At 51.8% G+C, this 13,485-nt stretch carries 6 protein-coding genes; 5 read left to right on the forward strand and 1 reads right to left on the reverse strand.

Annotated features, from left to right (window positions below; all coding sequences use genetic code 11):
- Position 1: 1 nt before the first annotated feature.
- The gene (locus T496_RS0110615) at positions 2-3,247 is read left to right on the forward strand and encodes a GH92 family glycosyl hydrolase (RefSeq protein ID WP_027450736.1); all 3,246 of its coding nucleotides are present in this window, start codon (positions 2-4) and stop codon (positions 3,245-3,247) included.
- Between the two features lie 18 nt (positions 3,248-3,265).
- Here the strand turns inward: T496_RS0110615 and T496_RS0110620 are convergent, their stop codons facing one another.
- Positions 3,266-5,800 (reverse strand): LruC domain-containing protein, encoded by a 2,535-nt coding sequence (locus T496_RS0110620; RefSeq protein WP_197018953.1) that lies wholly within the window; start codon positions 5,798-5,800, stop codon positions 3,266-3,268.
- A 282-nt stretch (positions 5,801-6,082) separates the two neighbouring features.
- Between T496_RS0110620 and T496_RS0110625 the strand changes: the two genes are divergently transcribed.
- Genes T496_RS0110625 through T496_RS0110640 form a run of 4 tightly spaced genes read left to right on the forward strand, consistent with a single transcriptional unit; the run spans position 6,083 to position 13,468 of the window.
- Entirely contained in the window at positions 6,083-7,315 is a 1,233-nt protein-coding gene (locus tag T496_RS0110625) for a nucleoside recognition domain-containing protein (RefSeq protein ID WP_027450738.1), read from the forward strand.
- Between the two features lie 10 nt (positions 7,316-7,325).
- Complete coding sequence (locus T496_RS0110630) at positions 7,326-8,816, forward strand: lipopolysaccharide biosynthesis protein (protein WP_027450739.1); 1,491 nt, start codon at positions 7,326-7,328, stop codon at positions 8,814-8,816.
- A 37-nt stretch (positions 8,817-8,853) separates the two neighbouring features.
- Positions 8,854-10,926: a S46 family peptidase gene (locus T496_RS0110635; RefSeq protein WP_027450740.1), complete on the forward strand. Its 2,073-nt coding sequence runs from the start codon at positions 8,854-8,856 to the stop codon at positions 10,924-10,926.
- 31 nt (positions 10,927-10,957) lie between these two features.
- Positions 10,958-13,468 carry a hypothetical protein gene (locus T496_RS0110640; RefSeq protein ID WP_155808867.1) on the forward strand — a complete coding sequence of 837 codons (2,511 nt, stop codon included), beginning with the start codon at positions 10,958-10,960 and terminating at the stop codon, positions 13,466-13,468.
- Positions 13,469-13,485: the final 17 nt, after the last annotated feature.

Here is a 13,485-nt window from a genome sequence, read left to right on the forward strand (position 1 = left end):
AATGAGAAGACTAAGCATCCTAACAACGTGCCTGCTATGGGCACTGACAAACCTGGCGCAAGCGCTGTCGCCCGAACAGACGGGCGGCGTGTATTATGCCTACCCCGTGACAGAGGCAGAGAAATGTACCTTTCCCGATGGATTCGACGTTTTTTATATCTCGCACTACGGCCGCCACGGCTCCCGCTGGTTGCCCGACGAGCAGCGCTACACATGGGTGCTGCAGCAGTTTGAAGACGATGACAGGCTGACACCGCTGGGCCGCGATGTTAAAAAACGCCTGCAACGGGTGTGGAAGAACGCCAAAGGAAACGCGGGCCAACTGACACCACTGGGCGCCAGGCAGCACCGACAGATAGCTCAGCGAATGGCGAGAAACTACCCACTGGTCTTTGCTAAAGGGGCCATGCTGCAGGCACGTTCGAGCACGGTGACGCGCTGCAGGGCGTCGATGCTGGCTTTCTGCAGCCAACTGCCCAACAAGGACATCCGCCCCGAGACAGATGCACGCTTCATGGCGTATATCAACTACGAGTCTGACGAGCTGAAAGCGCTCTCAAAGAGGACCAAGAGTCTGCTCAACGTGCCAACGAAGCGCTTCATCGCCCAACTATTCGAAGCGCCACTGGCCGACGCGACGACCGAGAGGCGCCTGCTGTCTGAGCTGCACACCATCGCTGCCGACATGCAGGACATCCCTATGAGACTGAAGTTTTGGGACCTTTTCACCGAGGAGGAGATGCTGGCTGTGCACCAGGCAAACGACGAACGAATGACGATGATCAACGGACAGACACCCCTGAACGATGGCATCCCTGCCCGTTCGAGCATCCCCCTATGGGAGAACATCGAGCAGGAGGCCGACGCCATGATAGCCAGTGGTGGCCATGGAGCCTCACTGCGCTTCGGTCATGACACGGCCCTGTTCCGCCTGTTGACACTGCTGCAGTTGTCATTACCCGGCAGCGGCATGGAGGACATCGTGCCGATGGCGGCCAACCTGCAGATGGTCTTTGCCCGAAATGCGGAAGGGCGGGTGCTGGTGCAGTTGCTGCACAACGAAAAGCGCCAAAAACTGCCCATTTTATCGGTGGGAGACAGCTACCGCTGGGAGGACGTGAAGGCCTACATGCACCAGCGCATTCACATGCTGAGCCACGTCAAACAACTGGCCGCCCTGAACACGATGGTGGGCACTGCACCCGCCAACACACAGTCGGCAGGCTTGTTTGGAAAAGGATCCGAGGAACACGGACAGACGTTGCCCGCCGTGCTGGTGCCTCACGGCCAGACGTTCTGGACACCACAGACGCGCGACACGGAAAAAAAATGTGTGGCGCCTTATTACTATACCGACTCACTATTTCAGGGCATACGGGCCAGTCACTGGCTGGTGGGTGGCTGCACGCAGGACTACGGGTCGTTTACGGTGGCAGCCCTGAGCGGCAAAGCACGCCTTACGGCAGCGCAACGAGCCACACGCTTCTCGCATGCTGACGAGGTGTCGCACCCTTATTATTATAAGGTATATCTGCCCGACGAGCGACTGACCATCGAGATGACGGCACTGAGCCACAGCGCCATCATGCGCGTCACACCATTGCAAGATGGTCCTGTACATATCGTGGTGAGCACCAATAGCGATGAGAACGAGGGATGGATAGGCCACGACAGCACGAGTCAGGCGGTAGAGGCATACAACCCCGTGCACCGCATCTATCAGGGATGGGGCGAACGGGCAGGCTTTAGCGGATATTTGAGGATGACCTACAGCGATGAAATGGCCGCTATTTCGTCATTTCATCAGGGTGCTTGCCTCACCTTCAACGGCCAAAAGGGGCGCCCCATGGAGTTCCGGTTGGCCACCTCGTTTACTGGAAGAGAAGGGGCAGAAAGGAACCTGAACGAACAGCTATCGTTTGAGGAAATGATGGAGGCAAACATCAAGCTATGGAACGAACGGATGCACACCATCGACGTGAGCGACAGCGATGAAGACAAAGTGAGCCAGTTTTACGGTGCGCTGTATCGGACCTCGTTTCTGCCGCGCGAGATGAGCGATGTGGATGGATCATATCCCACCTTTGCGGGAACAACAAATCAAAAAGGGAATGGTAGAACGCACTATGGCGACTTCTCCATGTGGGACACCTACAGGGCCGTTCACCCGCTGCTGAACCTGATAGACCCACAGCGCTCGGCCGACATGATGCAGTCGCTGGTGGACATGTACGAAGAGGGCGGCTGGCTGCCCATCTTCCCGTGCTGGAACAGCTATACGGCGGCGATGATTGGCGACCACTGCGCATCGGTTCTGGCAGACGCCTACCTCAAGGGTATCAGGAATTTCGACGCGACGAAAGCCTACGAAGGCATGCGGAAAAATGCGATGGAATGGCCAAAAACGGAAGCTGAATACAAGGATGGACTGGGCCGCAGGGCACTGAAATCGTACATGAAATATGGCTATATTCCCATGGAAGACCATGTGGAGGAGGCTTTTCATACGGATGAACAGACCTCGCGCACCCTGGAATATGCCTATGACGACTTCTGCGTGGCGCAGATGGCCAAGGCTTTGGGCCATGAGGCCGACTATCAGAAGCTGATGGCACGCAGCGAGAACTGGCGCAACGTGATCAATCCGCTGACGGGCTATGCCGACGGGCGCCATGCCGATGGCCGCTGGGAGAACAACAGCGACCTGACTCACCGCAAGCAGTACATCACCGAGGGCGCCACTTGCCACTACACATGGTACGTGCCACAGAACATGCCCGGACTAATACAACTGATGGGTGGGCGCCAGGCTTTTGTGGCTAAGCTCGACTCGATGTTCAGCGAAGGGCGGTACTGGCATGGCAACGAACCCTGTCATCAGGTGGCATGGCTCTATGCCATGGCGGGTGAACGCGAGAAGACGTACCAACAGGTGAGCCATATCCTGAAGACTGAATACAACAACACGCCTGGCGGACTGAGCGGCAACGACGATGCCGGACAGATGTCGGCCTGGCAGGTGTTTGCCATGATGGGCTTCTATCCCGTATGTCCGGCCACCACGGCGTATGTGGTGGGGGCACCGGCCTTTGAACACGTCACACTGAACCTCAGCAACGGACAGAAATTCACGATTTCATCGGCAGGAGACAGCGGCAAACCGATATTAAACAACCACCCCTTACAACGCAACAGCATACAGCATGAAGACATTGTAAGGGGCGGCAGTCTGGAATATTTGCCTTAACAGCAATCTGACCTCTTATTATTTATAGACATCCTCCGTGGTAGGATATTTATACCAGTCGGTGGCTTGCTTCTGATCGCGGGCCCACTCTACGAAGGAGTGGCCTGGCGTTCTGTAGGCACCAATCACCTCACCACTCTTGTCGTTACCAATGGTGGTCCACTCATAAGGATACTTGAAGTTGCCCGGTACGCAGATGGCCCATGGGAAGTTGTCGCCATAGAGCTCCTTCTTGCGGTTGGTGGCATAGTCTCTCATCACCTCGTCAGTTTTGTAAGGCACGGTGTGCACCTCCCAATAGGCCGAGTTGTAAGGCTCAAGGATGAACACATCGAGATCCTTCTCAGAGAAATGAGCGGCAGCCTCAGCACTGTTCAGCTCGAAGGTGAAGGTCACCTCGGCAGGTGTCACGCCATTCTTCTTGCCAGCATAACCGCTGGTGGGGTTGACGGTGTTATAGAACCAGTTCTGCACCGAACCGATATTGGCGATGGTACGGCCGATAGACCAATGGGCATTGTTGAAGAGAGCAATCACCACATCGGTGGTGTTGTTCTTGGCATTATTACTGACCAGTCCATTCTCGCCCATGCCATTGATGATCACGCGAGAGGTGTTGGGATAGTTATCGTCGAGGTTACCCGTACGAACACAACTCTTAATATCGCTGTCTTTCAGACCAACCACGCGGATGGCTGCAGCCAACTGCTTGGTAGCACCCACGGCATCAAGCGTCACTTTCAGCGTGACGTTTTTGCCATTGACGGTAGGTGTGACGGTGAGCACGACGTCGTTGAAGTCGTAGTCGCCCAACTGTGGGAAGTTATCCTCGAAGCAATAGCGGAATCCCAGAGGACCTGCCTGAGGCTCTTCCTCCTGAGGTTGACCGCCATAGCCAGGCGAGCACTGACCGGCTTCAATCTTCACATCGGCACCATTATACGATGACATCTTAGCACCCGATCTGCTGTCCAGGCGGTAGAAGGGCTGGTTGCCTATTTCGCCATTGGCAATCTGTTCGTCGCTCTTGTCGCTATAGCCGAAGTTGAAGTGCTTGTCGGTGGCCACATAGACACGGTTGAAATAGTTAGCTACAAAGCCCTGACGAGGATTGATATTGCTACGACGGGTTATCTCTTTGGCCTGGAACACGGCATAGCCGCCTCGGGTGGGACCGTAGATGCCATAGACATCCTTGGTAATGGCCATATAAGCCTTGCCAGTGACATGGAACAGCGAGCCTGAACCCATCTTGATGAAGCCAGGACCAGAGAATTCAAAGTCCTTTGTGACCACAGAAGCGCCACCATTCAGTTGGAAGCTATTCTCGTAACTATCGCCCAGACCGATGTAGAAGCGGTCGGTGACAATCATCTTACAGTTGTTGATCACGTCGGTACTACCGGCTGTGTAGGTAAACTTCTGAGTTGTATAGGTACCGTCGTTGTGCCAGGTAGCCTGGTTACTGCTGACGGTGGTCTCGCCTGTGACGGTCATATTACCATCGTTGTAGAGATCGGCACTGCCAGCCACACCGACAGTTCCTGCTGTACAGGTGCCCTCGTTGATAAACAGCGATTCGGTGTTCTCGACACCCAGGTGCCCACTCACGGTCATGGTGCCCTTGTTTAGGATCTGACCGGTCTCTGCCACATTAATCGCAGCGGTGGTGATTGTGCCGGCATTGACCAACTGAGAATGGCTATTGACATTGATAGTGCCAGAAACCCTCACGGTTCCTTCATTATACAAGGTTCCATCAGAAGCATTAGGATCATTCCACCATGGATTATACGAACTATAGAGGGTCAGGACAGAAACATTCATAGTACCCCTGTTATAGATATGCACATTGGTATTAATACTGCTCGTCAACGTAGCGCCCTGAGCCACATAGACATTGACATTGCCATATTTCATACCAACATCCATCGTGACCACTGCACCAGACAGCAAGTAGATATTTGTATTGTTGTTAACACCCGTGAGCTTCACATTGTAAGTACCTGCTCCGAAATACAAATTACAGTTACCGTTCCACACGTTCACCTGTGTATCACTGGTTCTCACATAGTAGTTACCGCTCTGTGTCTCATAGTACCTGTCAACCGTCTTTGCGCCATTTGGAATAGAGGTAGCGAAAAGCGATGCGCTGGGTGCGTCGGGGAAGTTGACATTATGCGCCTTTTGACGCTGAGGAGCCATCTTTCGCGATTCCTCAGTAGGCTCATCACTGATGACGCCCTCTATCTTACCGTCGGTGATGCCGAAGGGATAGACGCTCATATAGCGGTCTTTGTCGAACAAGGCCACAAAGACATAGTTCTTGTCCAAGGTATAGCTGAGCACGGTGGAAAGCACCTCACCGTCGTTGACGATACCCTGTGCCAGCAAAGTGAGTGAGTCAGGGTTACCGATAGGGTTCTCATCGTAAATTCTCACGTCGTACGCCTCGCCTGTACCCATGTTCACACCGAGTTCCACGCTGGCCGTACCGATAGTTGTCCATGTATGTTCTGGGTCCACATTCATCACTGGAAATGCGGCAGCCACGGTTTGTCTATACTTCTCTAAGTCGAATAAATCCCTCTCGCAAGAGGTGAAAACCAACGATAATAAAACAAAACTGAAAATAGATTTTCCGTTCATCATAAATCTTCTAAAATTATATACCTTTACCAATTCGGATGCAAAATTATATATTTTTTTTCAGTTGACAATCATTACATTTCTCTTTTTATCTATAATTATGTACGCAGGCGTACATTATTAACATAGCTTAACTTATCATTTCTTTTGCATATTCCAATATTTTACACTACCTTTGCATTTTGTATGGTACTGAATTATATTTGGATTGCATTCTTTATCATCGCCTTTGTGGTTGCATTGGTGCGATTGATATTCCTGGGAGATTTCGATGTCTTCCCAGACATGATGGACTCTACGTTTTCATCTTCGAAGACGGCGTTTGAGATTTCGCTCGGATTGACAGGCGTGTTGTCCCTGTGGTTGGGCGTGATGAAGATAGGTGAGCGCGGTGGTGTGGTCAACGTGCTGGCGCGCCTGCTGAGTCCTGTGTTTGTAAAGCTGTTTCCGGATGTACCTAAAGGTCATCCCGTGACGGGCAGCATCTTCATGAACATCGCTGCCAACATGCTGGGACTGGACAATGCGGCCACGCCCTTAGGTCTGAAGGCCATGGAGCAACTGCAGGAGATCAATCCAAAGAAAGACACGGCTTCTAACCCCATGATTATGTTCCTGGTGCTGAACACCAGCGGACTGACGCTGATACCCGTCAGCATCTTGGTTTACCGTGCACAGATGGGCGCTGCCCAACCCACCGATATCTTTATTCCCATCCTTCTGGCTACCTTCTTTTCCACGATGATGGGCGTACTGATCACGTCTCTTTTCCAGCGCATCAACCTTTTCAACGTGCCCGTACTGGCCACATTAGGCGGTGCCTGTCTGCTGGTGTCGGCCATTATCTGGGGCTTCAACCAGTTGGACAGTTCACAGATGAACCTGGTGAGCACCTCGGCAGCCAACATCATCCTGATGAGTATCATCATCTGCTTCATCACTGCAGGACTGCTGAAGAAAATCAATGTCTATGATGCCTTTGTGGAAGGCGCCAAAGATGGCTTCACCACAGCCGTGCGCATCATCCCCTATCTGGTAGCCATCCTCGTTGGAATCGGCGTTTTTCGCGCCTCGGGAGCCATGGACTTCCTGATAGACGGCATCCGCTACGGCATTGAGTCGATGGGCATCGACGCCCAGTTTGTAGGCGCCTTGCCTACTGCCCTGATGAAACCGCTCAGCGGCAGTGGTGCCCGTGGCATGATGATCGACGCTATGACGACCTATGGTGCCGACTCGTTCGTAGGCCGCCTGTCGTGTGTGTTCCAAGGTTCCACAGACACCACGTTCTATATCCTGGCCGTTTACTTCGGTTCGGTGGGCATCCGCTATACGCGTCATGCCGTAGCCTGCGGCCTGCTGGCCGACCTTGCCGGCATCATTGCCGCCATCTTGATAGCATACATGTTCTTTGGATAAAAGAAAACCCATGGCAAATCTTAAATCACTAGTAAAAGACACGGCCATCTATGGCCTTTCGAGCATTGTTGCCCGCTTTATTAATTACCTGTTAGTGCCCATCCAGACCGCACGCTTTGCGGCCTCGGGCGGCGAGTATGGTGTCATCACCAACGTCTATGCCTACGTGTCCATACTCATCATCCTGCTCACCTTTGGCATGGAGACCACCTTCTTCCGCTTTATGAACCGCGAGGGCGAGCAGCCGGAACGCATCTACTCCACCACCCTGCGCATGCTGGCCACCACATCACTGCTGTCCATCGTGCTGGTGTTGTTGCTGCTTGACCCCATAGCCAGTGCTGTGGGCTATGCCGACCATCCGGAGTATGTAGCAGTGATGTACGTCACCGTGGCCATCGACGCCTTTATGGCAGTGCCCTTTGCCTATCTGCGCTATCAGCATAAGCCCGTGAAGTTTGCTGCGCTGAAGATTATCAACATCCTGTTGAACATCACGCTCAACCTGCTATACCTGATCATTCTGCCGGCCCTGAAGCTGAATCCTTTCGGTATCTACGACGAACAGTTCACGCTCGACGTGGCCTTTGTGTTCTATATCAACCTGATATGCACGCTCTGTTCGCTGCTGCTGCTTTGGAAAGAGTTGCGCGGCTTCCGCTTTGGCTTCGACGGTGCAGCTTGTCGGCGTATGCTCAGCTACACATGGCCACTGCTCATCATGGGTGTGGCAGGACAGCTCAACCAGGCCGCCTCACAGATTCTGTTCCCCTATCTCTACGACGGTTCCGTCGAGGAGGCGCGTGCCCAGCTGGGCATCTATGGTGCCTGCATCAAGATAGCCATGATCATGGTCATGATTACCCAGGCCTTCCGCTTTGCCTACGAGCCCTTTGTCTTTGGCAAGTCTAAGGACAAAGACAACCGTGAGACCTATGCCCAGGCCATGAAGTTCTACGTGATATTCACGCTACTGGCCTTCCTCTGCGTCATGGGTTTCATCGACGTACTGAAGTTCATCATCGGCGAGAGCTACTGGGAGGGTCTGAAGGTGGTGCCCATCGTGATGGCCGCCGAGATCATGTTTGGCGTGTTCTTCAACCTGTCGTTCTGGTATAAGCTGACCGACCGCACCATCTGGGGCGCCTATTTCTCGGGCTTTGGTGCACTGATACTGATCAGTATCGACATACTGTTTATTCCCCGCTTCAGCTATATAGCTTGCGCATGGGCGGGCTTTGTTGCCTATGCAGCATCGATGTTGCTGTCGTACTTCATCGGTCAGCACTATTATAAGATCAACTATCCACTGAAAGACATCGCCCTCTACGTCGGTGCCGCAATGATGCTCTTCGTATTCATGCGCAACACCAGCAGTTGGCCACTCTTAGGCTCGCTGTTGTTCAACGCACTGCTCATCCTGCTGTTTGTGGCACTCATCGTGAAGCGCGACCTGCCCCTGGCTGGTCTTCCCGTCGTTGGCAAATACTTCAAGAAATAATATAAAAAAACACACACAAGTTATTTACACAACAACAATGAAAAAACTATTATTCTCATTCCTCACCATGCTGGTCGCCCTTGGAGCAAAGGCCGACGAAGGCATGTGGACACTCTATGATCTGCCCCAGGCCGTCTATGAACAGATGCAGGGCTACGGTTACCAGCTCCCCTACGACCAACTCTATAAAGGCGACGATGCCATCATGAAGTCGGTGGTTTGCTTCTCGGGCTACTGCTCGGGCGTGGTTGTCAGCCCCGACGGCCTGGTGTTCACCAACCACCACTGCGGCTTCGAAGCCATCCGCTCGCACTCCACCGTTGAGCACGACTATATGCTGAATGGCTTCTGCGCCAAGTCGTTTGAGGAAGAACTGCCCAACGAGAATATGTTCGTGGCATTTATGGTTGACCAGAAGGACGTCACCGACGAGCTGATGAAGCAGGGACTGGGCGCCATGAGCGAGAAAGAACGCAGCATTTTCCTCGATTCCATCGAGAACGAGATGTCTAAGCAGCTCAAAGCCAAGGACTCTACGCTGCGCCTTGAATTAAAACCCTTCTACGAGGGCAACCGCTACTTTGCCACCACCTATCGCGACTTCACCGACCTGCGTCTGGTGTTTACTATTCCGAAGTCTATGGGTAAGTTTGGCGGCGAAACCGACAACTGGATGTGGCCACGCCAAACGTGCGATTTCTCGGTGTTCCGCATCTATGCCGACCCCAAGACCAATGGTCCTGCGGCCTATTCAAAAGATAATGTGCCCTATCATCCCGAACACTGGGCCCGCATCTCTGACGAGGGCTACAAGGAGGGCGACTTCTCAATGACTATTGGTTATCCCGGCAGCACCAGCCGCTACCTGTCGAGCTATGGCATCGAAGAGCGCTATGTGCAGAACGCCATTCGTGCTCAGGTGCGCGGCGTCAAACAGGAGGTCATGAAGCGCCATATGGACGCCTCTGAGGCTGTACGTATCAAGTACGACTCAAAGTATGCTCAGTCGTCCAACTACTGGAAGAACTCTATCGGCATGAACAAGTGCATAGACAGCATCCAGCTGATACAGCAGAAGCGCGACTTCGAGAAGACGCTGCAACAATGGCAGAAAAACAGCGGTTTCCTGGCTGGAAAGTTGTGCTTCGACAAGATGCAGGCACTCTACAGCCAGCGCATCCAACTGATGGAGGCATTCATGTACTGGTCAGAGACATTCCGCCGCACCGACGAACTGTCTTCTCGCGCCATGTTCGTCCACAACGGGGCATCGCCCGTGGGCAAAGGCAAGCGCCAGCGCATCACGCTGAAAGACAACAGCGAGACCTTCGACCAGTCTACCGACTGCGAGATACTGGGCACGCTGCTCAGCAATTTCCGTCAGCAGATGACCCAAAAGGAATATCTCGCTGCCGTTTACAACCTCATCGACAAGCAGTTCGATGGCGACTGCCAGAAATATGCCGACTACCTCTATGCCAAGTCAAAGCTCATGAAGAAGGGTGCACGCCTCTATCCCAACAAGAAGTCGTTCATGAAAGATCCCGGCGTGTGGTTCGGTTTCGAACTGACCGACATGATGAACCAACTGCGCGAGGGCATGCAGAAAATCAACGATTCCATCGCTATCCAGGAGCGCTACCTCTGCGATGCCAAGATACGCATGGAGCAAGACCTGCCCCACTACAGCGATGCCAACATGACCATGCGTTTGAGCTATGGTCAGGTAAAGGAATACAACCTGGGTGGCAAGCCCTCCGGCTACTTCACGGCTGCACCCAGCATCGTGGAGAAGATGAAGACCGGCGACCGCATCGAGGACTACAAGGTGGAACCCGAGATGATTCCCCTGATGGAGAGCGCCGGCAATATGAACCTCTGCTTCCTCACCACCAACGACATCACCGGTGGCAACAGCGGCTCGCCTATGTTCGACGGCAAGAACCGCCTCATCGGTCTGGCCTTCGATGGCAACTGGGACAGCCTTTCCAGTGACATCTTCTTCGATAGCCACCTGGCCCGTTGCATCGGTGTGGACATCCGCTATGTGCTCTTCATGATGGACAAGTGGGGACATGCCGACCGCCTCATCAACGAGATGAAACGATAAGATCTACAAACAATTACTAACACTAACAACTATGAAAAAAACGAATCTTTACCAGCCATCCGTCATGTCAGTATGGGTTTTGTGGTTTCTGGGACTCCTTTGTCCCTCAACCGCAAAAGCCCAATCACTGGCAAAAGAACCTTTCGACGTAAACATCCAATACATCCTTGATGCTGCAGAATTCAAGCGTTGTAATCCTGGTGTTGACTTCTCATATGCCGATATAAGCAAAGCTGACTCCGGCTTTGTGGTCGTTGTTCATCCACGCCCCTACTATGCGTGGAACATTCCCGATATAGCTACAGTCAATCCCGACCACTTTCGTGTCTGGGTGGAAGCAGGTATCAAGAACGAGAACGATCGTTTCAAGAAACTCCCATTACTAACTGACGGCAAGCAGACGTTCACACATATGGACCTCGAACGCAGGAACGACCAACCTTTTGCACTCTTCTTCAATAAGAATATCATTGAAGAGCTGGTACCGAAGAACGAACGCGGCAACAGACAGACAAGTTTGCGTTTCTACTTTGCTAAAAGTATAGATGCCGTCTATCCCATGGATAAAGCAGAGCCCTTGAACCACCGCAAGACAGTCATCAACTATTTTCTGAACTATTATTCAGACAAGACACTTTTTCTGAATGTCGAAGGAACCTATGCGGCAGCGGCCGATGAGTATTTAGAACAGAATCCAGACCTTCAGAACTGTTTCAACAGTAATGAAATATCGCAAGGCGGCGGATGGTTTATGAAGATGCAATACGAGCGCAAACATGTCCTTACCCACGTTATTGACAGGTATATCAATAAAAAACATTACGTCATCTTATCCTTATGGAAAGACGAAGACCACACGATTCCACTTAACTTCGCTTACATGAAGGATAACCTTCTGTTCGCAGATAATATCTATACCGATGAGTCACGCATAGAGTCACGCATAGAAAGACGTTACAACTATGTTGCCTATCCACGCTCTGACTTCGAGGACTGGACCCTTTTCATTCCTTTGGAAACCATCAACTATTGGTGGAAAGATAATATCGAGCCAACCAAGTATAACCACACGTGTTATGTCTTTTACACCTTGACGCTGAGCAATGACGGCAAGACACCTGCCACAGGCCTACCTTATGAATCATCTGGATGGTTTGCTTTGGATCTACCATTTAGTGAGGAAAGTAATACTTCGAAGTGCGAACACGACTGGATTTACGAGAAAGGAAACAGATACACCCATAGTGTTCCACTGTCTGGCGGCTGTACCCGCGATTATGACAAGTATTCCGTATGGATGAGATGTCAGAAGTGTGGTGCGACCACAGACTATTGGAGCGTTATGCAGCCAATAGGCGACCGTTGTGTTCGTCATAACTTGCAAGAAGTGAACCGTCGCGAAGGGAGCCCTTTTAAGCTGATTGATGGCAACATCATCCATACGATAACACCCATCTTCATCACCTCGGCCTGTCAGAATGACTGCTGTAACTACAAGGAACATAAAACGACTTATGAAGAAAAGACCGAATACATACACAAGCCAGAGGAAGAAACTTGTCCACCCCACGAATGGATATGGGAGCCCGCGAGAAAAGTAGATGAATACCGAGAGCTGAAGATTATTAATGGCAAGAGGTGGATATACTATTATGATGTCCTGGAGCAACAGTCAAAATGCGCTCGATGCAAGCAGACTAATTCTTTAAAACACTGGTCCAAGTTTAACCACAGAGAAAAGATTGAGCCACCTACTCCCCCTACTCCACCTACTCCACCTACTCGCCATGAGCATGTATGGTATTACTTTGATAAGAAATTCAGGGAAAACAGCACCGTGACGACCAAGGAGGTTCCATCCTACCAAGAGGACTCACTGATCATTGATTTCAAGCCCACGCCTTTGACGATGACCAAATGGAAAAACTGCTATATCTCTACCCGCCCGTTACTACGTCAGCAATGGAAGGCACTGTATCAGGGCAGTGATGACTACATCGGTATCTCTTCAGAAGATTTTGGCGTTCTCAACGACATCACCTATCAGGAAGCCTATGACTACATAGAGCGACTCAACGACATGACACGCGACTCGCTGCATATAGACATGCTCTTCGCCCTGCCTTCCGTTAGCGAGATGAGACAGCTATTGAAGACAGGTGTCGTGAAGCCCGAGACAGACAGAGGGCAGACGATCACATCATTCTACGTTGACAGCATTGAGGTTTACGACGGTAAGGGCCGACTTGTCAGTCAAGACAAGCTTGCCACAGCTCCCGAGGGTGCCAAGGTGCGCGTCATGGTTGGCAAGATGGACAAGGATGGTCAGCTGACCATGGAAGACATCGAGAGCCACGACGTGCAGACAGCCTTCTTCCTGAAAGGTGTCCCGACGTCATCTACAACTGCAGAAAGATTATTTCAGCCCGGTCGCTTCTATCGCTTATATTTCAGACAATGCGTTGATTGTGGAAAACTGGAATTGATTCCCGAGAATGTTTTCCGTAATATGCATTATCACAACCCGATTATTAATAAATAGTTCACATCAATTACTAA

Origin of the sequence: Xylanibacter brevis P6B11 (assembly GCF_000621825.1) — a bacterium.
Lineage (GTDB): Bacteria > Bacteroidota > Bacteroidia > Bacteroidales > Bacteroidaceae > Prevotella > Prevotella brevis.